This is a genomic window from Ferrovibrio sp. (genome assembly GCF_965278975.1).
GTDB lineage: Bacteria > Pseudomonadota > Alphaproteobacteria > Ferrovibrionales > Ferrovibrionaceae > Ferrovibrio.
Window position 1 is genome coordinate 468,962 of sequence record NZ_OZ257126.1, and the last position, 24,568, is coordinate 493,529.

The window sequence follows — 24,568 nt, forward strand, 5'->3', positions numbered from 1 at the left end:
GTCATATCCCCAGATACGAGGCCTTGAGCCCCGCGTCATTCATCAACTCCGCTGCCGGTCCCGATAAGGCAATCACGCCATGTTCCAGCACGAAGGCGCGATGCGCGATCGCCAGCGACTGCACCACATTCTGCTCCACCAGCAGGATTGAAAGGCCGTCGCGATTCAGTTGCTGAATCAGGCTGAACATCTCCTCCACCAGCAGGGGCGAGAGGCCAAGCGAGGGCTCATCCAGGATCAGCAATTCAGGTTCTGCCATCAGGCCGCGGCCAATCGCCAGCATCTGCTGTTCGCCACCCGAGAGCGTGCCGGCCAACTGGCTGGCGCGCTCCTTCAGGCGCGGGAAGATGGCATAGACGCGTTCGATATTGGCGGCACGGCTGGCACGGGCGCGGCGATAGCTGCCAAGCTCCAGATTCTCGCGCACACTCAGATTCGGGAATACACGGCGGCCTTCCGGTACCTGGATCAGGCCAGCCTCGACTATGCGATCCGGGTTGGTGCCGGCAATATCCTGGCCAAGGAAGCATATGCTGCCAGCCTGCGGCCGGTAGAGGCCGGAAAGATTATTGTTCAGTGTCGACTTGCCGGCACCATTGGCGCCAAGCAAGGCCACGATCTCACCCTTGGCAAGATCAAGATCAATGCCGCGCAACACGGCAACCTCGCCATAGCCGGCTTCCAGGCCGCGCACTTCAAGCATGATGCACCTGCCTGGTCCCAGCCTGCATATGCTTGGCCGCGCCATGGCCGAGATAGGCTTCGATCACCTGCGGATCAGCGGCGATCTCGGCGGGCGTACCATTGGCGATCAGGCTGCCATTGTTAAGTACCCAGGCATGTTCAGATAGATTCATCACCGCCCGCATCACATGCTCGATCAGCAGGATGGTAACGCCCGAGGCCCGGATACCCTGGATTACCGGAATGATTTCATCAATTTCGGCTGGATTGAGGCCCGCCATCACTTCATCCAGCAGCAGCAGCTTCGGATCCGTGGCAAGTGCCTTGGCCAGCTCCAGCCGTTTGCGCCCGGCCACCGTGAGCGTCGCCGCCGGCTTGTCGAGTTGCACCGCGAGGCCAACCTGGGTGGCGACGGCTTCGGCATGATCCAGCGCGGCGCGGCGACCGGCACGATGCAGATGCGCACCAACGGCGATATTCTCGCGCACACTCAAACCAGCAAAAGGCTGAACGATCTGGAAAGTACGGGCGATGCCAAGCCGGCAGATGGCTTCTGGTGTCAGACCCAGCAACGAGCGCCCCTGGAACAGGATATCGCCGCCATCGGGGCGATGAAAACCAGATATCTGCGCAAAAATGGTGGTCTTGCCGGCACCGTTCGGCCCGATCAACGCGGTGATGCGGCCTTCAGGCACGGTGAAACTGACATCGTTGGTGGCGACCAAGCCACCGAATTTCTTGGCGAGGCAGCGGATTTCAAGCATGCCGGCCCCGCTTGAACAGGCGGCGCAGTGCCCCGCGGCCAAACCGCGCCTTGCCCAGGCCGAACAGGCCATTGGGCAGGAACAGCACCATCAGCACCAGCAGCAGGCCATAGAGCACCAGATTCAGACCCGGCGCTTCGCCGAACACGATACGGCCGATCTCGGCAATGGCATGCAGCGCGAAGGCACCCAGCACCGGGCCGAAGATGGTGCCAAGGCCGCCGATGATCGGCACCAGCAGCGCCTCCACCGACATCGCCGGGCCATAGGCGATAGCGGGATCGATATACAGGAAAAGCTGCACATAGATGGCACCGCCAGTGCCGGCGAGCGCACCGGACAGCACAATGGCGCCCAGCTTGGTGGCGAAAGGATCGACACCCAGAGCCCGCGCGGCTTCCTCATTCTCGCGCACCGCCATCAGCCGGGCACCGAAACGGGCATTCTCCAGCCACCAGGTCAGCAGCAAAGCGGCGGTAACCAACAGCAGCAGCAGCCAGAAGAAGCTGGCCTTATCCGGGAACTGCATCTGCGCAAAGCCGGGCTGCAACGGCACCAGCAAGCCAACGCCAGCACCCGTGAAAGCAAAGGTATTGGCAAGGATGCGGAACACTTCCGCGAAGGCCAGGGTGACCAGGGCGAAATACGAACCACGCAGTCCATAGCGGAAGACCAGCCAGCCAGTCCCTGCGCCAACCAAGCCGGCAGCCACCGCAGCCAGGCCGAAACCACCCCAGGCATTGATGCCGAAGCGGATTTGCAGGATCGCCGTGCAATAGGCGCCAGTACCAAAGAACAGCGCATGGCCAAAGGAAAATTGCCCGCCATAGCCGCCGAGCAGATTCCAGGCCTGGCCGAGATAGGCATAGAACAATGCCAAGATGAGCCAGGTGAGCCAGAAATCCGACTGCACCAGCAGCGGCAGCGGTGCCAGCACCAGGGCGAAAACGAAGATGGAAGCCAGGCTGCGCATGATCAGGCCTTCTGCCCAAGCAGCCCGGTGGGCCGGAACAGCAGCACGATGATGAAGATCAGGAAAATGCCGAGCTGGCCCAGGCTTTCACCGAGAAACAGGCCGCCGATGCTCTCGGTGATGCCAATGATCAGGCCGCCGAGCAAGGCACCCACGAAGCTGCCCATGCCACCCAGCACCACCACGGTGAAAGCCACCAGCACGAAAGCATGGCCAACCTGTGGGCTGACATAGAAACTCGGCAGCAGCAGACAGGCAGCGATGCCGAGGCAGGCGCAGCCAATGCCGAAGGACATGGCGAAAACATGCTCGACATTGATACCGACCAATTTGGCCCCCTGGCGCTCCTTGGCCAGAGCCCGGATGGCACGGCCAAGATCGGTGCGCGCCATCAGCAGCCAAAGCAGGCCGGCGACAATCAGCGCGCCGATGAAGGCGATCACCTTCGGTACGGCAATGAAGGCAACACCGAAATCCACCACATCAAACGAGTATGGCGTTTCAATAGTGCGGGTATCGGCCCGCCAGAGATAGAGTGCCAGATTCTCGATGATCACCGAGAGGCCAAGCGTCACCAGCAGGATATTCTCGTCCTTGCCATGACTCGCCTGCCCTATAATGAAGCGTTGCAGGCCGTAGCCGATCCCGAACAGCGCCAGGGCGGCAACAGGCAAGGCCAGATAGGGATCAACGCCAAACAGGCTATGCAGGAAGAATACGCCATAGAGTGCCAGCATCAGCAGGCTGCCATGGGCAAAATTGATGATATGCAGCACGCCGTAGATCAACGTGAGACCTAGCGCGATCAGGGCGTAGATCGCCCCGGTCGTCAGACCGTTCAGGATAGCCGGCAGCAGAATCGATACTTCGAGCATTACAGTCCAGATGCTGGACGGGGCCGGCCATAACCGGCCCCGCCGGAATTATCGTGGATCAGGCGCGCGGCGCCGGGAATACCGGCTTGGCGTTGGCGAAATCCTTCGGGAAGATCACCTTGATATCCTTGCCGATCACCTGGGTATTGACCGGAGCGGCGCCGACATTCTGGCCGTTGACGAACTTGGTCGGGCCATAAGGCATGAAGTGGTTGCTCCAGCCGGAAGCAGCAAGCGCCTGGGTGATGGCGGCGCGGTCTGCGGAAGCGGCACGTTCCAGCGCATCGGCCAGCAAGCGCACACATTCATGATTGAGGAACACCTCGTAGGAGAAATAGGCCTTCTCGGCCTCCACCTTCTTCTTCAGTTCCAGCGCCACCGGGTTACGCGGATCGAACCAGTGATTGCAATCCATGATGAATTCGGCCGCATCGGGGAATTCCTCGACGAAGCGATACTGCGAAGCGGCACCGCCGAGGATGGCGTAAATCGCCTTCGGGCGGATCTTCTGCTGCCGCAGGGTACGCGCCAGCAGCACGAACTCATTGTAGTAGTTCGAAGGGATCAGCAGGTCTGGATTGCGGCCCTTGATCTTCAACGCGATGTTATTGAAATCGCGGGTCGGGTTGGCATGCGGGATGGTCTCCAGCACCTCGAAACCCTTGGCCGGCAGCTTTTCGTTCAGCGTCTTTGCCATGCCAGCGCCAAAGGCCGATTCCTCATGCACGATCATCACCGTCTTGGCCGGCTTACCCGCCTGGGTGTTGAGCGCCACCAGATTGTCGATGGCGCTGTCAACGATGGCGCCAAGCCCCGGGCCGAAGCGGAAAGTGTTGGCAAGGCCGCGTGTCACCACCTGGTCCACCACGCCGACATCGACAATATGCGGGATGTTATGCTTGGCCGCAGCCTGAGTGGTAGCAAGTGCAATACCGGAGGCGAAGGGGCCGATAATGGCAGCGGCACCCATCTCGTTCAGTTTCTCGACCTCCGCCACACCAACATCCGGCTTCGACTGCGCGTCGGCATAGATCGGCTCCAGCTTGGCACCACCCATCGAGGCAATACCGCCATTGGCATTGATGGTATCGATGGCGAGCTTGGCACCGAGGCGGCATTGCTGACCTGAAGGCGCCAGCGGGCCGGTGACCGGATGCAGGATGCCAACCTTGATGGTGCGCGGCTGCGCCTTGAGGATGGCGGGGAAACCACCGATGCCGGCGGCGGCACCAACAGCAGAGCCGGCAATGAAATGGCGGCGGGTGAAGCGGAAACCGGACTTTGACGTTGTCATTTTAGTTTCTCCCTGCGGATGGAATTTGGGCGGACTGAATTTGAACGGGTGGTGCGTGGCGACCTCTTGCCCCCTGCCGTCGGCGCCACGCGGGCCGACCAGGTGTTTTCCTCCTCGCCACGGACACGGTCGAGGCTCATGCGGAACTGATAGCGGTCTGGCCGGTAGAGGCCGATGATGTATTCCACAGGACGGCCTGCGGCATCTTGAACCACGCGCCCGATACGCAGCAGAGGCGCACCAATGGCGGTGTTGAGTAATGGCGCGACGCGGGCATCGGCCAGAGTGGCGGAAATGGTCTGCTCGGCACCGCCGATGGTGACGCCGGATTGTTCCAGCAAACTCAACAAGGGCTGCTGCGCCAACTCCTTGCGCGAGAATTTGCGCCCGATATCCGCAGGCACATAAGTGGTGAGATAGGAGAATGGACCAGCTTCCAGCGAGCGCACGCGCACGGCACGCTGCACTTCCTCGCCGGCCGTCACCTGCAATGCCGCCGCCACATCCGGCGCCGCCGGCTCATAGCAGAAATCCACCAGCGTCACCTGGGTCTTGAGACCCATGGCGAGCAGATTTTCCAGCAAACCCTCGACGCCGGCACGGATCGGCGGCGGATCGGAGCGCTGCGTCACATGGGTGCCGCGCCCCCGGCCTCGTGTCACCAGGCCTTCCGCGGCCAGTTCGGCCAGCGCGCGCCGTGCCGTGATACGCGAGACATCGAATTGCCGGGCCAGTTCTTCCTCGCCCGGCAGCAGCACGCCGGCCTGCAAGCGGCCATCCAGTATCTGGCTGCGCAATATGAGCAGAATCTGGTGATACAACGGCGTCGGCAGACGCTCGTCTATCGCCCTCGCTCCGCCCGCCGCCACCATGCCCGTGCCGCTCCTGCTTAGTACTATTGTTATACTGATAGTACATTAAGCCTGGAGTCAACGGCAAAAAAAGACCCAGCCTTGCGGCAGCAAGGCTGGGTCAGGTAGTCGCGGCCTCACAGGGAGGAAAGTACCGCGCTAGATGAATTGCCGGGCCTGCGCTCCGGTCAGCGTGCCGACATGCGGGCGCCGGCATCCAGGGAAATCGTGGTGGCATTGAGATACTGGTTTTCGGCGATATGCCGTACCAGCGCACCGAATTCCGATGCCTGCCCCATGCGGCTGGGATAGAGGATCATGCGGTTTATGATCGACTGCGACACGTTCTCCGGCAGGCCGGCGACCATGGACGTATCGAACAGGCCCGGCGCGATGGTGACGACGCGGATACCGATTTCAGCGAGATCGCGCGCCACCGGCAGGGTAAGGCCCATCACGCCAGCCTTGGACGCACTGTAAGCGGCCTGGCCCACCTGGCCTTGCCAGGCAGCACCAGAAGCGGTGTTGACGATAACGCCGCGCTCGCCGCTTTCCTCTGGCGGGTTGGCGCTCATTGCCTGGGCCGCGAAACGGATGATGTTGAACGTGCCGGTAAGATTGATCGCGATAACCTTGCTCCAGGTGGCGAGCGGAAATGGCTCGCCACGCGACAGGGTCTTGGCCGAATCGGCAACGCCGGCACAATTCACCGCCACATGGATGGCGCCGAAAGCTTTCATCGCCGCATCGATGCCGGCCTTGACGCTGGCCTCATCAGCCACGTCAACTGCACAGGTGATCCCGTTCGCGCCCAGTTCGGACGCCAAGGTCGCCAGCTTGTCCTTGTCGCGATCCAGGCCGGCGATCCTGGCGCCGGCGGCAGCCAATGCCTTGCATGTGGCGAAGCCGAGACCGGACGCGGCGCCGGTAACGACGGCAACCTTATTCTGCAAATTCATTATTTCCTCCCAGGATAAAAAAGTGGTGTGCCAATTGGCGTTTATCAGCGGCCCAGAATGATGACGCTGGCGACCGCCTCTTCAATGCCGTGCAGCCCACCACCATTCTCGGCCAGTGCCAGTTTGGCACCCTCGACCTGGCGTGACCCGGCCTCGCCGCGCAGTTGGGTCACCAGTTCGTAAACCTGCGCCAGGCCAGTGGCACCGACCGGATGGCCCTTGGATTCCAGGCCACCCGAAGGATTCACCGGGATGCGGCCGCCGAGCGTGGTTTCACCGCGTTCCGAGATCGGCCCGCCTTCGCCAAAATCACAGAATCCGAGATTCTCGATCTGGATGATCTCGCCCATCGCCGTGGCGTCGTGCACCTCGGCGACCGAAATATCCTTCGGCCCAACGCCGGCTTTCTCATAGGCCCGCTTCGAACCCAATGCCGTGCAATGCTTTTCCACTTCCGCCGGATCACGATCGCTGCCGGTTTGCAGCACGCTGGCCAGCACCTTGATCGCCCGCTTCCTGTCGATACCGAGGCGGCGCAGGCCGGCTTCCGTGACCAACAAGGCCGCCGAGGCACCATCCGAAATCGGCGAGCACATCGGCAAAGTGAGGGGATAGGTGATCGGCGGTGCGGCCAGGATCTGCTCCACGCTATAGGCATCGCGGAACTGAGCCAGCGGGTTATGCACCGAATGGGTATGGTTCTTCGCCGCCACTGCGGCAAGATGGCGCTGGGTGGTGCCGAAACGCTTCATATGTGCGCGCGAGAAGGCGGCATAAACATCCATGAAGGCGCTGTATGGCTTCGGTGACGTGGTGCCTTCCGGCACATCGACGCCATCGCCGAGCTTGAGCAGCCGGTCGCGGATCGCGTTCACATCCGCCACGTCCCATGCACCATCGAAGGCAGAGAACATCAGATCTCGATCCGTGGAGAACATCTTCTCGGAACCGAGCGCCAGCGCCACATCCCCCTCTCCGGCTTTGAGGAAATTGACCGCCAGGTTGAAAGCGGTCGCCGCGCTGGCGCAGGCATTTTCCACATTCACCACCGGGATGCCGCCCACGCCCATGCTGCGCATCACCACTTCGCCGCGGATCATGTGCTGGCGTTCCATGTGGCCCTGGGTCGAATTAGCGAAGAAGGCCGCCTCTGCCGGCTGATGCTCAAGTCCGGCATCCTTCAGTGCGCCCTGCACTGCTTCCTGCGCCATGCCCTTGATCGTTTTATCGGGCTGACGCCCGAATTGCGTCATGCCGACGCCGACAACATAAACCTGCTCCATCTTTCCCTCCCTAAGGCTTGCCCTGACGGCAGTGGCGCCGATCACCACGGCATCACGGCGCTTGCCAATATTTCTATATGGTCTACATTATGACTTATAATATGATTTAATGACTCACGAGTCAATAATTGGAGGAAACCCATGAACGCGCCCGTCGATTCGAGTGTTCTGGTCGAGGTCCGCGATGGCGCGGTCTGGATCTGCCTGAACCGCCCCGCCGCCTTGAACTCGATCACCCCGGCAATCGTGGCAGGCATCGAGGCAGCCCTTGACCGTGCCGAGCAGGACGATATCCGCGCCGTGGTGCTGAGCGGCAACGGACGCGCTTTCTGTGCCGGCGCCGACCTCAAGTTCGTGCGCGCCACCAGCGGCCAGGATGAACGGAATGTTCGTGAATTCCTTGATTCTGTACTTCGCATGATGACACGCCTGGAGACCTGCCCGCGCCCCGTGATCGCCGCTGTGAATGGCCTGGCCCTGGCCGGTGGACTGGAACTGCTACTCTGCTGCGATCTGGTGATCGCGGCACGATCCGCGCGCATCGGCGATGCCCATGCCAATTTCGGCCTGCTGCCGGGTGGCGGCAGCTCGGTGCGGCTGCCACGCAAGATCGGCCCCACAAGGGCGAAGTACCTGTTGTTTACCGGTGAGTCGGTTCCGGCTGCCGATCTGGTTTCCGCCGGACTGGTAAACGAGGTGGTGGAGGACAGCGACCTGATGGCCGCCGCCGGTCGCCTGGTAGCCAAGCTGGCGGTGAAAAGCCCGTTGGTGCTGCGGCGCATGAAGGCCCTGGTGGATGATGGCCTGGAACAGCCCTCGGCCCAGGCGCTACGGCTGGAACTGCTCGCCAGTGAGCTGCATGCCCACAGCGCCGATATGAAGGAAGGCCTGGCTGCGTTTGAGGAAAAGCGCCAGCCGCGCTTTACCGGCCGCTGATCCAGGGGGCAATACCATGACTGATGACCGCTTCACCCGGCTGCGCACCATCCAGGCCCGGGCCTATGACCGCGCCCCGGCGATCCGCACGATTTTCGATGCCACAGGCCTGCGCCCGGAGCAACTGCACAACACGGCAGACCTTGCCCGCCTGCCGGTATTCAAGAAGGAAGCGATGATCGAACAGCAGCGCCTGATCCCGCCCTATGGCGGCTTCCTCGCTGCCGATCCAGGCGATATCGAGCGCGTCTTTGTTTCGCCGGGCCCGATCAACGAACCGCAATTGCGCAGCGAAGACGATGCCTTCGGCTTCGGCGCGGCCTTTGCGGCAGCCGGTATCGGCAAGGGCGATATGGTGCTGAATACCTGGTCCTATCATCTGGTGCCGGCCGGCCTGCTGCTGGACGAGGGCCTGCGCAGCACAGGCGCCGCCGTGATCCCTGCCGGTACCGGCGGCAGCGAGATGCAGGCCAAGCTGGTCCGCGACCTGGGCGTTACCTGCATCTGTGCGGCCACCGCCTATTTCGTCACCTTGGCGGAAACCCTGGAACAGACCGGCCATGAACTACCACGCGACTGGCGCGTCACATCTGCGTTCCTCGGTGGCGAATTCGGCGACTGGATGGGCAAGCGCCGCCGGCTTGAGGCGCGTTACGGCATCCGTACCTTCTCGGTCTATGCCACGGCTGATTTCGGCCTGATCGGCTTTGAGCGCACCGGCGTGGAAGGCTATGAGATTCACCCCGACCGCATTGTGCAGATCTGCGATCCGCTGAATGGCCAGCCGCTGCCCCTGGGCGAACCCGGTGAGATCGTGGTGAGCACCCTGCGTCCGGGTTGGCCGCTGATCCGCTTCGGCACCGGCGACGTTGCCATTGCCCGCGAGTTGCATGCTGATGGCAGCGTGGCACGAATCTCCATGCTGCAAGGCCGCGTCGGCCAATCAGTGAAGGCGCGGGAAATCTTCATTTATCCGCGCCAGTTGGAAGACCTAGTGATTGCGGTTCCAGGCATCCAGCGCGCTCAAGCCTCGATCAGCCGCGAGGGCCATCGTGACTGCGTTACCCTGCGTCTGGCCTTGCAGGATGGCATTGACGCTGCCGACGTGACCGAACCGGCACAGATGAAATTCAGAGAATTGTCCCGCCTCAAGGCCGATCATGTAGAGATCGTGGGTGCCACCGAACTGACCCCGGAGGCACCGCTGGTACGCGACCTGCGCCAATAGGCGCAGGTTGCTTCAACCAAGCCAGCGTTTGCGCCGGCGGTAATGTTTGACATCACGGTAGCTCTTGCGCTCGCCCTCGATATTGAGGCCGAGATAGAATTCCCGCACATCCTCGTTACTGCGCAATTCGTCACCAGCACCTTCAAGCACGATATGGCCGTTCTCCATGACATAGCCATAATCGGCCAGGGCCAGGGCGACACGGGCATTCTGTTCCACCACCAGCAGGGTGACACCAGCATCCTTGAGCGACTGCAATACGGCGAAGACTTCATCAACCATCAACGGCGCCAAGCCAAGCGACGGCTCGTCGATCAACATCAGCTTGGGCCGAGCCATCATGGCACGGCCAATCACCAGCATCTGCTGCTCGCCGCCTGACAGGTAACCAGAGGTACGATCCTTCAGAGCCGCAAGGCGACCAATGCGGGCATAAACCTCGTCCAGCCGCTGGCGCACCGCGCGCAGACTGGTTTCCTTGTGGCCACCGATGATCAGATTCTGCTCCACGGTGAGGTGACGCAGCACGCGGCGGCCTTCCATCACATGGATGATGCCGGCATCGACGATATCCACCGCATCGCGGTTGTCGATACGCTGGCCATTGAATTGGATATTGCCCGATGTGACACGGCCATCCTCGGTCTGGATGACATTGGAGATCGCCTTCAGCGTTGTCGACTTGCCGGCGCCATTGCCGCCCAGCAAGGCAACGCATTGGCCTTGGTTGATGCGCAGCGATACACCCTTCACCGCGAGGATGACTTCGCTGTAGATCACTTCGACATTATTGAGTTCAAGCACGCGCGCCTCCGGCAGTGCCGGGCCGGGCATAATGCCCGGCCCGTTTATGCGACTGGATTACCACTTACCGATCTGCGGCACCGGCACAGCCTGGGCAGCCGTTACATACTTGCCGCCCTTCACAATGCCGATATTCACCGCAGCCCCCGTGGTGGGGAACGGCGCATCGTTGGTGTATTTGACATCCGAGAGAATTTCGAACGTCTCCGCACTGGTGATCGTGGTGGTGAGCAGTGCCTCGCGCACGGCACGACCGGTAACATTGGCAGCACCCGCCTTCTTGGCCGTCGCCTCCACCGCACGCAGGGCAACCAGGGTCTGGTTCAGACCCATCAAGGTCGGTACCGTCCAACCACCCTTCATGCCATACTGGCTCTTGAGCTTTTCGTAGAACTGGCGCGACTTGGTCATCTCGTCGGTCGGCATTGCCATGCCATATACCTCGTAGTCACCTTCCAGATTGGCGATACCGCCAATAGCCTGGGCAGAGGCCGTGATGCCGTTATGCGAACTCATCACGATTGGAACCTTCTTGTTCAGTGCCTGCAGCGCACGCTTCACAGCAACTACAGCCGCCGTGTTGGTCTGCACGTCCAGAACCTGGGCACCCTTGCCAAGCACGCGGTTGACCTGCGTGGTCAGGTCAGTCGGCTGCACTTCGGTGAACACGGTCTCTACCAAGTCGATGGTCGCCTTGTTTTCGTCGGCATACTTGCGCAGGCCCTTGGCGATATCAACATAGGCCGGTGAGGCTTCAGACGAGAAAACCGCCACCTTCAACGGGCCGGAAATGTTGTTGGTCTTGCGGTACCATTCGAGGAAGCCGGCTGCCTCATGCGCATAGGTGGAGCGCGGGTTGAACACCCAGGGATCGCTTTTCCAGCCAAAGCCATAGCCGGCTGTGGACATGATCAGCGGGATGCCATCGGCCGGCAGGCGGCCCTGCAACGCAGTGGCATCCGGAGCGCCCACGCCGAGCGCGATGATCGGATTGAGTTCGGCCTTGATGCCGGGCCACAGGCTGGCAACCTGCGCGGCATCATAGCGGTGGTCATAATCCTTCATCTTGAGCTGGACGCCGATGGATTTGCCAACTTCGGCATTCCACCAGGCCACGGCAGCGTGACGGGCACCGTTGAGATCTTTCATCACGTCGGCATAAGGGCCGGTGAAATCGGCAAGCGAGGCGATGTTGTAGGTGGTCTGGGCCTGCACCGGACCAGCCAGCATTACTGCTGCCATCCCGGCCACGGCGGTGCGCACGAACATGTTCATTCTACTTCCTCCCGTTTTTGACACATTGTGAAACGCGGTTACATGTTTTCTGAGCGTTAATAAGGGAATGGCCACATGCGGTATGAACGCTTGATGATCGACCAGCGATGCATCAGGCCGCGTGGCTCGAAAATCAGGAAGGCCGCGATGATGCCGCCAAGAAAGACGTTCAGGGTGGCAAACACCACGTCACCGCCAAGCCAGGGCACCAACTGCACGAAGCTTGGGCCAAGGCTGATGAAGCTTTCCCGGATCGAGAGGATCACGACGACGCCGATCATGGCTCCGGTGATCGAGCCGATACCGCCGACAATGATCATCGCCACGAACCAGATCGAGTGAAACAACGTGAATTGATCGACCGCAACGAAGCGGACATAGTAGGCCCACAAGCCACCACCAATGCCGGCATAGAAAGCGCCAACCAGGAAAGCCATTGCCTTGGTGCGCACCACATCGATGCCCATCATGCCGGAGGCGACATCATCATCGCGCACCGCAACAAAGTCGCGGCCATGGCGGCTGCGGGCAATGCCGTAGGCACCAGCCACCATCACCAAGGCAAAGACGAGGCAGAGATAGTAGATCGAGCGGTCGCTATCGATGACGAAATCGAAGATCCTTGCCGGCTCCAGCGACAGGCCGTTGGAGCCACCCAGCCAGGATTGCGGCAGGTTCAACACCAGGAAATGGAACAGGGATTGCGCGGCGATGGTGGTGAGCACCAGGTAGAAGCCCTTGATCCGCACAGCCGACAGGCCAAAGACGAAGCCAAAAGCAGCAGCCGCGCAGCCACCGAGCGGTATGGATGCCCAGAACGGGAACCCGAATGTGCTGGCCAGAACCGCCGTGGCATAGGCGCCGCTGCCCATGAAGGCGGCCTGGCCCAGATTCACCTGGCCGCCATAGCCGGTGCAGATCTGCAGGCCGACCGTTACCACCACCGTGATCAATGCCGAAGTGGCGACAGCCACCAGGCGAGGACCGACCAGCAGCGGCAGCAACGCCAGCAGCACCAGGAACAACACCAGGCAGATGAGCTGTTTACGGGTGCGGATCAGGGATTGATCGCGTGCGAAACTTGTTGCGAATACGCCAGCCGGATCCATGGCTCAAACCCTCTCGACCATCTTCCAGCCGAACATGCCGGTTGGCCGGATGAACAGGATGGCAAGCATGATGATGAATGGAAAAACACTGCCGACGGAGCCACCGAGAGCCGGATCGATATAGGCCGTCACCAGACCCTGGATGATGCCGACGATGATGCCGGCCAGCAGCACACCGGCGATCGACTCAAACCCGGCCAGCAAGGCCACCGGCAGAGCGGCAAGGCCGATGTCGGAAGCCAGGAAGCTGAGCGACTTGCCACTGAGGTAGATGATGGCGCCGAGCGTGGACAGCACCGAACCCAGGATCCAGGCAAAAGCCACGGAGCGCTTCACCGATATGCCCATCGAGACCGCCACTTGGTGATCTTCGGCAACAGCCGTCATGCGCAGGCCCGGGCGGGTACGGTTGAAGAACCAGGACAGGCCGAAGCCGACAATCACGGTGATGATACCGCCGATGAACAGGGAACGCGGGATCAGGATTTCGCCGACAATCACCGGCTGCAACGGGAAGATGATCGGGAAAGGCCGCACCTGTGGACCGAACAGCACCAGGATCAGGCCACGCAACAGGATCAGCAGGCCGATGGTAACCATGACCATGGCGAACACCGACTCACCCACCAGCTTGGAGAAGAAGATGCGTTCGATGGCGAGGCCGAAGGCTGCGGCAGCGACAAAGGCCAGGGGTATGCCGATCCAGTAGGGCAGGCCGACGGAGGTGATCATCCACCACACCACGAAACCGCCAAATACCACCAATTCGCCTTGGGCGAAATTGAACACCTTTGAAGCGCGGTAGATGACGATGAAACCCATAGCAATCAGGGCATAGAGCAACCCGATCAGCGCGCCGTTGATGGTATAGTTCAGAAACTCGCTCATGCGATAGCCCGCCTGTCGTTCTGGGTGTCGGTCACTTTGTAGTCCTCGTCAACATCGTTGATCCGCACCGCTGCCGAGAGCATGCCCTTGCGGCCATCCTGGTAGGTGATCTGGATATTGAGCGCCACCGTGCTGCTACCCTGATAAAGTTCCTCCACAAGATGCCGATAGCGCTCAGTGATGAATTCGCGCCGCAGTTTTCGCGTGCGGGTCAACTCACCCTCGTCTGGATCAAGCTCCTTGGGGAAGTTCGCGAAACGACGGACCCTGGCATGTTCAGGCAGGAAGCGGTTGACGCGGCGGATATCCTCCCGCAGCAGTGCCGCCACTTCTGGCTTCTGCGACAGATCCGTGAAAGTTGAGTAAGTGATGTTCCGCTCTTCCGCCCAGCGCGACAGCACTTCCATGTCGATGTTGATCAATGCGCCAACAAAATCACGGCTTTCATCCCCCAGTGTGAGGATGTCCTTGATGAACGGGCTGAAGCGCAGCCGTGTCTCGATATACTGTGGTGGGAAACTCTCACCACTACGCATCCGGCGCAGGTCGCTGATGCGTTCAAGGAACACCAGTTCGCCACTATCGGTGACTGTCACGGCATCTCCGGTGAGATACCAGTCATCGCTGAGGCGTTCGGCGGATTTCTCTTCGTTGCGGTAATAACCCTGGAAGAAGGAACCGCCACGCACCAGCAATTCGCCAGCTTCCGACACCTTCCATTCCAGCGGCTTACCGGAATCGGGATGCGGCTTCAGCCAATGGCCTACGGTTTCCAGGTTGTAGCTGGCACCCTGATGCAGCGTCATCAGGCCCACTTCGGTAGCACCATAGATATTGCGCAGCGGTACGCCGATGGCATGAAACAGGCGGAATACATCTGGCGCCATGGTGGCACCGCCGCAGACCGGCAGGCTCAGCCGAGTCAAACCGAGTTTGTCGCGCAACGGCTGCAACACTAGCGCATCGGCCAGGGGATAGAGCAGTCGCGCCGTCAGCGGTACCGGCTTGCCCTCCAGGCGACCGACATTCACCTGATGGCCGATGGCGACACCCCATTCATAGATACGCCGGCGCAATGGTCCGGCATCCAACATGCGGGCCTGGATGGTGGCGGCCAGGCTTTCCCATTGCCGGGGTGCGAAGACCATCATCTCGACGGCGATTTCACGCAGGTTAGCCAGTACTTCCTCAGGTGATTCAGGAAAGTTCACCACCATCGGCACGGCCAGCCCCATGGTGACTCCGACGATCTGTTCAGTGATCCAGGCCGGGGCAATATAAGTGAGGTAATCGAGCCCCGGCTTCACCTCAGCCGCCGTCATGATGCGGTGAGCATTGTCGATCATCATCTTGTGCGTGACGATCACGCCTTTCGGCTTGCCGGTGGTGCCCGAGGTATAAGACAGCACGGCGATATCATCAGGCCTGCCCACCGCCACCAGGGCTGCGAAGGCATCCGGGTTGGCATTGTGTAAAGCATTGCCACGAGCTGTCACTTCCTGAGTGGTATGCAGCCCCTTGTTGCCATAGGACCACATACCCGTGGTGTCCCAATACAGGATATGACGCAGGCCCGGCACCGCATCGCGCACCGCCAGCCCCTTGTCGACCTGCTCCTGGTCCTGCGCTATCAGACAGACCGCCTCACTATTGTTCAGCAGGTAATCGATCTCGCCGGCGGTAAGGTCCGGGTAGAGCGAGATGACCTTGGCACCGAGCGCCAGGGCAGCAAACTCGGACCAGAAATTTTCCGGCTCGTTCTCACCGATGATGGCAACGGTCTCGCCGCGTTTCACCCCCATGGCTTCGAGGCCAAGAGCAAGGCCGCGCACATGCTCCAGCACATCGCCAAAGGTATATTCGCGCCAGATGCCACGCTTCTTGTGGCGTTGCGCCAATCGGCCGGGTTCCTGCTTGCCGCGCTGCAACAACAGTTGCGGCAGAGTCTGCATCGCCAGCATCAGCGCGCCCCCTCCCCCAGATATGCCTTCAGCACTGCCGGATCGCGCTGCACTTCGGCTGGCGTCCCCTCGGCAATCTTGCGGCCGAAATCCAGCACCACCACGCGGTCGGCAAGGTCCATCACCACACCCATATCATGCTCCACCAGCACCACCGGGATGCCACGCGCTTCCCGCACATCGAGGATGAAACGCGCGAGGTCTTCCTTTTCCTCGGTATTCATGCCGGCCATCGGCTCGTCCATCAGCAATATCTTGGGGTCTTGCGCCAGGGCGCGGCCAAGATCGACACGCTTGCGCTGCCCATAGCCAAGAGTGCCGACCGGACGATGGCGGATCGATTCCATCTCCAGCAACTCGATGATTTCTTCCACCACCTCGCGCTGGGCGAATTCTTCATTGCGCGAGCGTCCAAAATGCACAAAGGCATCCAGGATGCTGCTGCGCATATGCATATGGCGGCCGATCATGATGTTCTCGATCACCGTCATACCGGAAAAGATATGCGTGCCCTGGAACGTGCGGGCGAGACCGGCGCGGGCGATCTGATGCACGGATTTGCCGTTCACCGGCACACCATCGAATTCGATGGTGCCGCGCTGCGGGCGATAAAAGCCACTGAAGCAGTTCATCAACGAGGATTTGCCGGCACCATTCGGGCCGATCACCGCCACCAGCTCATTATTGCCGATCTCGATGGTGACGCCATCCAGCGCCTTGATCCCGCCGAATTGCAGATAGATTTCCCGGGCGGCAAGCACCGCGCGTTTACCCGCGCCTGCTGCCGTGCCATGCGGCACTGCCATCGCTTCCACTCGTCCCTCCCTGTCGTCGGCCAGGTTCAGCTCCCGGACCGGCTTGGTCAATTTGAATATCTGACCATATGGACGTCTAGTTTACTTACGGGTCGATTTATGTCAATCTCTCTTTCGCACATTCTTGGGAGGACACAAATGACAACGCAATTCGGCAGCCGCGCACTCGCCACCCGCTTTGCTTCGCAACTGCAACTGCCAGCCATTGCTGGCCCGATGTTCCTGATTTCCGGGCCTGATCTGGTAATCGGCTGTTGTAATGCCGGTGTTGTCGGCTCCTTTCCCAGCCTGAATGCCCGCACCACGGAACTGCTGGACCAATGGCTAACCCGCATCGCCGCCGAAACCGCTGGCCCCGGCTCTGCTCCGTATGCGGTGAATCTAATCGTGCATTCCAGCAACACCCGGCTGGAAGAAGATCTGGCGCTGGTGGAAAAGCATAAATCGCCGGTGGTGATCGCCAGTGTCGGCAGCCCGGCCGGCGTTGTCGCCCGCGTACATGCCTATGGCGGCGTCGTCTTTTCCGATGTGGCATCGCTGAAGCACGCGCGTCGCGCGGTGGAAGTCGGAGTCGACGGCCTGATCCTGCTCTGTGCCGGCTCCGGCGGCAATACCGGCTGGCTCAGCCCGTTTGCTTTCGTCGGCGCGGTGCGCGAATTCTTCGATGGCCCCATTGTGCTGGCTGGCGCCATTTCGCGTGGCCGCTATATCCATGCGGCACAGGAAATGGGTGCCGATCTTGCCTATATCGGCACTAGTTTCATTGCCACCCGCGAGAGCCAGGCCAGCGACCAGTATCGCGACATGCTGATCGCCGCCAATGCGGACGACATCATCCTTACCGCCGAAATCACCGGCATCCCGGCCAATATGCTGCGCCAGAGCCTGGAAGGCGCCGGGCTGAAGTCAGGCGGTAAGCATGAAGGCGGCTTCAATCTGCTGAAAGAGATGAACGCGCTGAAGGCCTGGCGCGACATCTGGAGTGCCGGCCATGGCGTCGGCGACGTGCAGGCCGTGGAAAGCGTAGCCGATCTGGTGCGGCGCCTCCGGCTGGATTATCAGGCCGCACGGAACGGGCGGAACGTTACTGCGGCTTGAGCGCATGCTCCAAAAGATCGGAGAATACGCGGGCGATGCCCTCGCCGCTCATATCGCCATCGGGCCGGAACCATTGCGTCATCCAGTTGATCGCCCCCATGAAGAAGAACACCGTCATGCGCGGGTCCGCCTCGCGGATGCTGCCATCCTTCATGCCATCGGCGATCAGCTCGGAGAACTTTTTCTGGAAGTCATCACGCCGGCGGGCAATCACCGCGCGGTTCTTCGGCTCCAGGGCGGCGAATTCGCTCAGCACGGCGCAGGAGCCGATCTCGCCAGTGATCAATTCGATATAGCGGCGGCAAACCAGCACGATCCTGTCGCGCCCGGTCTTGCCATGCTCCATGGCGTAGTCGTAGGCCACGTTGCCGAGATCCTGCGCCAGCATGTGGCACTCGAACAGGATTTCCTGCTTGTTGGTGACGTAATAATAGAGTGCCGGCTTGGTAACCCCGAGCGTCTTGGCAACATCATCGAGCGAAGTATCGTGGTAGCCGCGCGCACTGAAGGCCCGCGCCGCTTCGCGCAGCAGGGCCGTGCGCTTCAACGCAAACAATTGATCCCGGCTGGGCGCTACATTCTTCCAAGCCGACGCTTTACGACCACGCTGTGCCAACGGCACGCCTCCTTCACGTTCATTCGATACGCCCGTCAGTCCCGACAGGCTTTGCCGCGTAATGCCCTGGAATCGGGCTGCCGGCTGGAAACTTTCAATAATCTTACCGCAAAGTCAAACAAACTATACCGAAAACAGGTGTGTTTTACCGAACCGGCAAGACTGCCGACTCGGCCATCAGTGCCTGAAATAGAATCGTAAGCAGCAGGAGGAGAAGATGAAAGGGATTTTCGACGGCATCCGTGTTCTATCGCTGGCTGAGCAATTGCCCGGCCCCTATGCCACGCTGCTGCTGGCCGATCTCGGCGCCGATGTCATCCTGGTGGAACGCCCTGCCGGCGGCGACCCTGCCCGTGCCTTCCCCTCTTTCTTCCGTTCGGTCGGCCGGAATAAGCGCAGCCTCTGCCTGGATCTCAAAACCGAGACCGGCCGCACTGATTTTGTGGCGCTGGCAGCGGAAGCCGATGTAGTGCTGGAAGGTTACCGGCCAGGCACCATGGATCGGCTCGGCGTTGGTTATAAGGTTCTATCGGCCCGCAATCCCCGTCTGATCTTCGCCTCGATCACTGGCTTCGGCCAGGATGGCCCAAGCCGCATGCGCCCGGCCCATGATCTCTCCTATCAGGCCGTGGCCGGCATGGTATTCGGCAGTGCCAGTACACCACCTGCGATGCCGGAAATCCCGTTCGGCGACCTTTCCAGCGCCACTTTCGCCGCCTTCGCCATCGCCGCCGCTCTCTATGGCCGCGAACGCAGCGGCCATGGCACCGCCATCGATGTATCCATGACCGATGGGCTGGTTTCCTGGATGACACCCTATCTGGTGCCCCATATGAGTGGCGACAAGGCTTTCGAGGTATTCGACGAACCGGCCTACGGCCTGTTCACCTGCGGCGACGGCAAGCAGCTTACACTCTCCATCGCGCATGAGGACCATTTCTGGGCGGCGCTCTGCGCCGCCCTTGAACTGCCACAGCATGCCAGCCTGAAAGCGCCCGAGCGGCGGCGGCGCTGCGCGGAGCTCAAGGGCCAGATCACCGCGATTCTAGCTCGACAGCCCAGAGCCCATTGGGCGGGCGTGTTCGACGCTACCGGCAACATCGCCTGGTCGCCTTTGCATGATTTCAGCGGCGTGCTGCAGGAACCGCATTTCCGCGCGCGCGGCTTGTTCCAGCGCCTGGACAATGGCGAAGAACATATCCTGCAACCGGTACAGTTCTCCGCCTATGGCAGCAGCATCCGCCGCGCCGCGCCGAGCCTGGGGGAGCATAGCCAGGAAATTCTGGGTAAAACCACAGCGATCAAAGCTGCGGGTTGATCAGATACTTTGCGCCGCTGCGCTGCTGTGTGTAGGCGGCAACGATATCTGGTTGCACGGCTTCTGCCAGCGAGATAGTGGCGGCATAGCTGCCGGCAAAGCTGGTCTGCAATTCATCACAAACCCGCTGACGCAGCCGAGCCAGTGTTGATGCATCCGCCTGTTTCAAGAACTCGAACAATAGCCAGCCGGAAACGCTCCAGCTCAAGCCGACAGCACGGCCAATCTCGATCGGCGCGCGATCCAGCGCGCCATAGACGAAAGCCTGCTTCAGCACATTGGTGCCATAGCGGCTGAATTGCGTTGCCCGGCGCGAAGCCGCCATTTCCATGGCCGTGAGCACGCGCCCAGTCAAGGCTCCACCGACAGCATCGAAACAGACTGTGGCTCCTGTCACCTCCAACGCCTGCGCCAGCTCCTGCCTGAACTCCGGTGCCGTGCTGTTGCAGACATGCTCAGCACCGAGCGCACGGAGTTCATCCACCTGCTCGGGCCGCCGCACGATATTCACCAGCGGCACACCATCCTGCCGGCAGGTACGAACCAGCATCTTGCCGACACTGGAGGCTGCCGCCGTATGCACGATGGCTTCATGCCCATTGCGTTTCGCCGTTTCCAGCATGCCAAGCACTGTCAATGGATTGACCAGGGCTGCGGCCCCTTCCGCAGGGCTGGTGCCATCGGGCAACACCAGGATGTCATCCACAGCCAGCTTGCGGTATTGCGCATAAGCACCATCGCCGAGCATGGCCACGGTCTTGCCGAGCAGTGATTCCAGGCCACGACCTGCCGCCACCACCACGCCGGCGCCTTCTACACCCGCAGGCAGAGGCTGATCGATACGCAAGGCGGCAAAAGGCAGTGCCGCGCGCGGTATCGGCGCGACGAGCACTGGATGTTCTGCTGAACCTTCCAGCCGCGCCCCAGAGAGGTCCGCAGGCCCAAACAGCAGACCCATATCCGTGGGGTTTATTGGTGCTGCTTCCACCCGCACCACCACCTCATTCTCGGCCGGGGCACCGACCATCTCTTCCGCAACGGTGAGCCGCAATTCACCCGCCGATGTGATGCAGGAACGCAGCACCAGGCCGCGCCACTGCTCGGCCACCCCCGCAGCTTGTGAGACCTGCACCACGCCCTCTCCTTTAACGGCCCTGAAAAGCCGGCTTGCGCTTTTCCATGAAAGCAGCAATGCCTTCGCGTGCATCCTCGGACTCGACACAGGCGGCAATACCGCGTGCTTCCAATTCAAGCTGGGTTTCCAGGCTGGTACATTCCGCATCGGCGAGCAGGTTCTTCATGCGGCCGAAGGCAGCAGTGGGCCCATTGGCAAGGCTTTCTGCCATCTGGGAAACAGTGCCAGCCAGTGCATCGGACGCCACCACCTGATCAGCCACACCCCAATCCAACGCTTCCGCCGCCGAGAGCTTCCGCCCCTGCAACATCATAACCTTGGCGCGGTGCGGACCGACGCGGCGCGGCAGGGTCCAGGACTGGCCGCCATCCCCCGAAAGACCGGCTGCGGCATAAGCCGAAGCAAATTGTGCCGTTTCCGACGCAATAAGGAAATCACAGGCCAGGGCCAGGCTGAAGCCGGCACCGGCAGCCGTGCCATTCACGGCAGCGATGCTTGGTGCACGCATCCGCGCCAATGCTGCAACGGCCGCATGCAGATGCAAAGTCATTGCCCTGATACTCAGGGCAGTTTCTGCCGCATCACGCATGCCGCTGAGGTCACCACCGACACAGAAGAAGCGGCCACTGCCGGTAAGCACCACGGCCCGCACCGCCGCATCGGCTTCGCATCGGCGCACGGCTTCGCTCAGGTCGCTGAGCAGAGCGACATTCATGCCATTGCCAGCTTCAGGCCGCGCCAGCGTCAGCCACGCCACCGCACCCTTGCGTTCGAAAGTAACCAGCTTGTCTGCCATATCCTCAGCCTCCGCCGTCTATAGCTGCTGCTCGCGAATCCGGCGGGCGATGATCAGCCGCTGGATATCGTTGGTGCCTTCATAGATCTGGCAGACCCGGACATCCCGGAAAATCTGCTCCACCCGGTAGTCGTTGATATAACCATTGCCGCCATGGATCTGGATCGCATCGGAACAGACCTTCTCGGCCATCTCCGCCGATACCAGCTTGGCAATCGAGGCTTCGCGCGCACATTCCTGGCCTTCATCGAATAGCTGCGCCGCATGCCTGGTATAGACCCGGGCCATATCAATGGCGGCATGCATATCGGCGAGGCGGAAACCAACCGCCTGATGATCGAAGATCGACTTGCCAAAGGCGGTGCGCTCGCGCGAATAGCCCAGTGCCAGTTCATAAGCGGCACGGGCCATGCCAACCGCCTGGGAGGCGACCGAGATGCGGCCATCGGAGAGCAGGCCCATGGTCAGCGGCAGCGCCTCGCCCACGGCGCCAAGCACCATGTCATCCGGCACGAAGCAATTCTCGAAATGCATCTGCGCCGTATCGGAAGTGTGCTGCCCCATCTTGCGCTCCAGCTTGCCTGGCGTGAAGCCGCGCGTGCCCTTTGGCACCAGGAAGAAGCTTTTGCCCCGCGAACCAGCCTGCGGATCAGTAACTGCCAGCACGATTACCAACCCGGCGCGGGCACCATTGGAAATGAACTGCTTGTTGGCATTGAGCAGCCAGCCACCTTCGGTGCGCGTGGCGCGCCCGGTAATGGCGGAGAGATCGGAACCAGCCGAAGGCTCGGTCAGACACACCGCACCGATCACCTCTCCGCTTGCCATCTTGGCCAGCCATGCCCGTTTCTGCGCCTCGCTACCGAGCCGGGCCAGCAGCATGGCGGTACCCAGGCCATGCACATGTACCAGAGTGGAAAGGCCGCCATCGCCGGCAGCCAGTTCCTCCACCACGGCAATGAAAGTAGAAAGATTGCAGCCGGCACCGCCATATTCCTCAGGCAGCAGCAGGCCGAACAGGCCCATTCCACCCATTTCCGCCAGCACACTGTCCGGTGCCTGGCCATCCCGATTCCAGGTGGCGGTGTAGGGGGCAATGCGCTTCTTGACGAAACGGCGCACACCCTCGACCAGTTCGTTGTCGATCCCGCTGGCGGCCATCTTTTCCTCCAATATTGTCACGCGGCCACTGCGGGCCACTTTTTGTCAGGTCACCACTATAGCTAATTTGACTTTTAAGTAAATAATATTATTTATAAGTCATAATACACCGTGACGACGTAGCTCACGACACCAGGGAGGTTACAATGTTGCCAACAAATCTGGCCGGACGCCTGCGGCTTCCTGTGCTGGCTTCGCCACTTTTCCTGATTTCCGGGCCGGATCTGGTAGTGGAAACCAGCAAGGCCGGTGTGATCGGCAGTTTCCCCAGCTTCAACCAGCGCACATCGGCGGGCTATGAAGAATGGCTCAAGGATATCCGACGCCGGCTAGGCCCCGATGATGCCCCATGGGCAACGCAATTCGCTGTACACCGCACCAATGTCCGTCTCGCCGAAGACATGGCCCTGACGGTGAAGTACCAGGTGCCGATCCTGATTACCGCGCTGGGCATCACCCGTGAAGTGACGGACGCCGTGCATGCCTATGGTGGCTTGGTATTCCATGATGCCATCAACATGCACCATGCCCGCCGTGCGCTGGAAATGAATGTGGATGGCATTATCGCGGTGTGCAACGGCGCCGGCGGCCATGCCGGCACCTACAATCCTTTCGCCTTCATCGGTGAACTGCGTCCGATACTAGGCGACAAGGCACTGATCCTGTCTGGCTGCATCAGCGATGGCGATAGCATCGCCAGCGCCATCGCCGCCGGCGCCGACCTGGCTTATATCGGCACGCGCTTCATCAATACGGCGGAGAGCACCGCATCGGCTAAGATGAAGCAGCTCGTCATCGATTCGGATATCACGGATATCATCTATTCCGCCGAGGTCGACGGCGTTGGCGCCAATTGGCTGCGACAGACCCTGCCGGAAACCGGCAATCTGCGCGCCGGCGGCACCGTCGGCAGCATGAATGTCACCGATGTGCTGGGGGAGCCGAAACGTTGGCGTGACATTCTTAGCGCTGGCCAGGGCGTTGGCGCGATCCGCGACACACCGCCCGTGGCAGAGCTGATCAGCCGGATGGAGCGGGAATATCTTTCGGCGGCCAACCGCCTGCTGGGTATCGTCAACGAGCGCAGGAAAGCCTATGCCTGAAACACTGCCACAGCCGGGATTTACGTCTTGGGCCGTGGCCCCCAGGCCCCACCGGATTGCGTGATGATCGTGCCGAGCTTGGCATAGTTCGGCCCGGCAATGCGGCAGATCGGCTCCAGCCGCTCGGTCCGGATCTTGCCGCCCTCATAGAGATCATCCCGGATATGAAAGCAGACGACTTCACCAACATGGAATTCGGTGCTGGCGGTGCCGAACTCGATCAACTGGCTGAAGCGGCATTCCAGGCTGACCGGTACGTCTCGTAGACGCGGCGTGGCGATGCATTCGCCAGGCAGTGTGGCCAGTCCGAGTTTTTCCACCTCGCTCACTTCGGTGGGGAACTCGAACGAACTGGCATGCACATCGACAATCATGCTGTCATTGGCAATATTGACCGTGAATTCGCGGCGTTCGCGGATATTCCGGGCCGTATCCTTGATACGCAGCTTGTCACCGCGCCCGATGCTGATGCCCAGCATAGGTGGTTCGCTGGAAACAAAGGTGAAGCAACTGAAGGGCGCCAGATTGACATGGCCGGCCTCGCTCAGGCTGGTCACCCAGGCGATCGGCCGAGGCACCACCACGCCGGTCAGCAGCTTGTAAGTCTGATCGCGGTCGATATCAGCCGGCAAGATTTGCATT

At 61.0% G+C, this 24,568-nt stretch carries 24 protein-coding genes; 5 read left to right on the plus strand and 19 right to left on the minus strand.

Annotated elements, in window-relative coordinates:
- Window position 1: 1 nt before the first annotated feature.
- From ACQY7X_RS02230 to ACQY7X_RS02265, 8 genes are all read right to left on the minus strand, one after another.
- Window positions 2–703 (minus strand): ABC transporter ATP-binding protein, encoded by a 702-nt coding sequence (locus ACQY7X_RS02230; protein ID WP_428248213.1) that lies wholly within the window; start codon window positions 701–703, stop codon window positions 2–4.
- Window positions 696–1,448 carry an ABC transporter ATP-binding protein gene (locus ACQY7X_RS02235; RefSeq protein WP_428248214.1) on the minus strand — a complete coding sequence of 251 codons (753 nt, stop codon included), beginning with the start codon at window positions 1,446–1,448 and terminating at the stop codon, window positions 696–698. The genes ACQY7X_RS02230 and ACQY7X_RS02235 overlap by 8 nt, the downstream gene beginning before the upstream one ends.
- Window positions 1,441–2,421 carry a branched-chain amino acid ABC transporter permease gene (locus tag ACQY7X_RS02240; protein ID WP_428248215.1) on the minus strand — a complete coding sequence of 327 codons (981 nt, stop codon included), beginning with the start codon at window positions 2,419–2,421 and terminating at the stop codon, window positions 1,441–1,443. Before ACQY7X_RS02240 ends, ACQY7X_RS02235 begins: the two co-directional genes overlap by 8 nt.
- A gap of 2 nt (window positions 2,422–2,423) precedes the next feature.
- On the minus strand, window positions 2,424–3,296 hold the full coding sequence (locus tag ACQY7X_RS02245) for a branched-chain amino acid ABC transporter permease (RefSeq protein ID WP_428248216.1): 873 nt from the start codon (window positions 3,294–3,296) through the stop codon (window positions 2,424–2,426).
- Window positions 3,297–3,354: 58 nt separating this feature from the next.
- Window positions 3,355–4,590 (minus strand): ABC transporter substrate-binding protein, encoded by a 1,236-nt coding sequence (locus ACQY7X_RS02250; protein WP_428248217.1) that lies wholly within the window; start codon window positions 4,588–4,590, stop codon window positions 3,355–3,357.
- Window positions 4,587–5,462, minus strand: a complete 876-nt coding sequence (locus ACQY7X_RS02255; protein WP_428248218.1) for a GntR family transcriptional regulator — start codon at window positions 5,460–5,462, stop codon at window positions 4,587–4,589. Before ACQY7X_RS02255 ends, ACQY7X_RS02250 begins: the two co-directional genes overlap by 4 nt.
- A 167-nt stretch (window positions 5,463–5,629) precedes the next feature.
- Window positions 5,630–6,400, minus strand: coding sequence for an SDR family NAD(P)-dependent oxidoreductase (locus ACQY7X_RS02260; RefSeq protein WP_428248219.1), 771 nt, complete (start codon window positions 6,398–6,400; stop codon window positions 5,630–5,632).
- Window positions 6,401–6,444: 44 nt separating this feature from the next.
- Window positions 6,445–7,683, minus strand: coding sequence for a thiolase family protein (locus ACQY7X_RS02265; RefSeq protein WP_428248220.1), 1,239 nt, complete (start codon window positions 7,681–7,683; stop codon window positions 6,445–6,447).
- 141 nt (window positions 7,684–7,824) lie between these two features.
- On the opposite strand from ACQY7X_RS02265, the gene ACQY7X_RS02270 reads away from it, so the two are divergent.
- Window positions 7,825–8,619, plus strand: coding sequence for an enoyl-CoA hydratase/isomerase family protein (locus tag ACQY7X_RS02270; protein ID WP_428248221.1), 795 nt, complete (start codon window positions 7,825–7,827; stop codon window positions 8,617–8,619).
- 16 nt (window positions 8,620–8,635) lie between these two features.
- Window positions 8,636–9,847 carry a phenylacetate--CoA ligase family protein gene (locus tag ACQY7X_RS02275; RefSeq protein WP_428248222.1) on the plus strand — a complete coding sequence of 404 codons (1,212 nt, stop codon included), beginning with the start codon at window positions 8,636–8,638 and terminating at the stop codon, window positions 9,845–9,847.
- A 12-nt stretch (window positions 9,848–9,859) separates the two neighbouring features.
- Here ACQY7X_RS02275 and ACQY7X_RS02280 read toward each other — a convergent pair whose 3' ends face one another.
- Genes ACQY7X_RS02280 through ACQY7X_RS02305 form a run of 6 tightly spaced genes read right to left on the minus strand, consistent with a single transcriptional unit; the run spans window position 9,860 to window position 16,750 of the window.
- Window positions 9,860–10,651, minus strand: coding sequence for an ABC transporter ATP-binding protein (locus ACQY7X_RS02280; protein WP_428248223.1), 792 nt, complete (start codon window positions 10,649–10,651; stop codon window positions 9,860–9,862).
- A 57-nt stretch (window positions 10,652–10,708) separates the two neighbouring features.
- Complete coding sequence (locus ACQY7X_RS02285; protein ID WP_428248224.1) at window positions 10,709–11,926, minus strand: ABC transporter substrate-binding protein; 1,218 nt, start codon at window positions 11,924–11,926, stop codon at window positions 10,709–10,711.
- Between the two features lie 56 nt (window positions 11,927–11,982).
- Window positions 11,983–13,035 (minus strand): branched-chain amino acid ABC transporter permease, encoded by a 1,053-nt coding sequence (locus tag ACQY7X_RS02290; protein WP_428248225.1) that lies wholly within the window; start codon window positions 13,033–13,035, stop codon window positions 11,983–11,985.
- 3 nt (window positions 13,036–13,038) lie between these two features.
- Window positions 13,039–13,923: a branched-chain amino acid ABC transporter permease gene (locus tag ACQY7X_RS02295; protein WP_428248226.1), complete on the minus strand. Its 885-nt coding sequence runs from the start codon at window positions 13,921–13,923 to the stop codon at window positions 13,039–13,041.
- On the minus strand, window positions 13,920–15,884 hold the full coding sequence (locus ACQY7X_RS02300; RefSeq protein WP_428248227.1) for an AMP-dependent synthetase/ligase: 1,965 nt from the start codon (window positions 15,882–15,884) through the stop codon (window positions 13,920–13,922). The genes ACQY7X_RS02295 and ACQY7X_RS02300 overlap by 4 nt, the downstream gene beginning before the upstream one ends.
- Window positions 15,884–16,750, minus strand: coding sequence for an ABC transporter ATP-binding protein (locus ACQY7X_RS02305; RefSeq protein ID WP_428248228.1), 867 nt, complete (start codon window positions 16,748–16,750; stop codon window positions 15,884–15,886). The genes ACQY7X_RS02300 and ACQY7X_RS02305 overlap by 1 nt, the downstream gene beginning before the upstream one ends.
- An 87-nt stretch (window positions 16,751–16,837) precedes the next feature.
- Here ACQY7X_RS02305 and ACQY7X_RS02310 point away from each other — a divergent pair, with 87 nt between their 5' ends.
- A complete protein-coding gene (locus ACQY7X_RS02310; protein ID WP_428248229.1) occupies window positions 16,838–17,797 on the plus strand; it encodes an NAD(P)H-dependent flavin oxidoreductase in 960 nt (319 codons plus the stop codon).
- Here the strand turns inward: ACQY7X_RS02310 and ACQY7X_RS02315 are convergent.
- The gene (locus tag ACQY7X_RS02315) at window positions 17,784–18,344 is read right to left on the minus strand and encodes a TetR/AcrR family transcriptional regulator (RefSeq protein WP_428248230.1); all 561 of its coding nucleotides are present in this window, start codon (window positions 18,342–18,344) and stop codon (window positions 17,784–17,786) included. The genes ACQY7X_RS02310 and ACQY7X_RS02315 overlap by 14 nt on opposite strands.
- A 286-nt stretch (window positions 18,345–18,630) precedes the next feature.
- Between ACQY7X_RS02315 and ACQY7X_RS02320 the strand changes: the two genes are divergently transcribed.
- Complete coding sequence (locus tag ACQY7X_RS02320; RefSeq protein ID WP_428248231.1) at window positions 18,631–19,731, plus strand: CaiB/BaiF CoA transferase family protein; 1,101 nt, start codon at window positions 18,631–18,633, stop codon at window positions 19,729–19,731.
- On the opposite strand, the gene ACQY7X_RS02325 is transcribed toward ACQY7X_RS02320, so the two are convergent.
- Genes ACQY7X_RS02325 through ACQY7X_RS02335 form a run of 3 tightly spaced genes read right to left on the minus strand, consistent with a single transcriptional unit; the run spans window position 19,715 to window position 22,823 of the window.
- Window positions 19,715–20,863 (minus strand): zinc-binding dehydrogenase, encoded by a 1,149-nt coding sequence (locus ACQY7X_RS02325; protein ID WP_428248232.1) that lies wholly within the window; start codon window positions 20,861–20,863, stop codon window positions 19,715–19,717. The genes ACQY7X_RS02320 and ACQY7X_RS02325 overlap by 17 nt on opposite strands.
- Window positions 20,864–20,876: 13 nt before the next feature.
- Window positions 20,877–21,662: an enoyl-CoA hydratase/isomerase family protein gene (locus ACQY7X_RS02330; protein WP_428248233.1), complete on the minus strand. Its 786-nt coding sequence runs from the start codon at window positions 21,660–21,662 to the stop codon at window positions 20,877–20,879.
- An 18-nt stretch (window positions 21,663–21,680) separates the two neighbouring features.
- Window positions 21,681–22,823: an acyl-CoA dehydrogenase family protein gene (locus ACQY7X_RS02335; RefSeq protein WP_428248234.1), complete on the minus strand. Its 1,143-nt coding sequence runs from the start codon at window positions 22,821–22,823 to the stop codon at window positions 21,681–21,683.
- A 146-nt stretch (window positions 22,824–22,969) separates the two neighbouring features.
- On the opposite strand from ACQY7X_RS02335, the gene ACQY7X_RS02340 reads away from it, so the two are divergent.
- Complete coding sequence (locus tag ACQY7X_RS02340; RefSeq protein WP_428248235.1) at window positions 22,970–23,926, plus strand: NAD(P)H-dependent flavin oxidoreductase; 957 nt, start codon at window positions 22,970–22,972, stop codon at window positions 23,924–23,926.
- A gap of 20 nt (window positions 23,927–23,946) precedes the next feature.
- Here the strand turns inward: ACQY7X_RS02340 and ACQY7X_RS02345 are convergent, their stop codons facing one another.
- On the minus strand, window positions 23,947–24,567 hold the full coding sequence (locus tag ACQY7X_RS02345) for a flavin reductase family protein (RefSeq protein ID WP_428248236.1): 621 nt from the start codon (window positions 24,565–24,567) through the stop codon (window positions 23,947–23,949).
- Window position 24,568 lies beyond the last annotated feature (1 nt).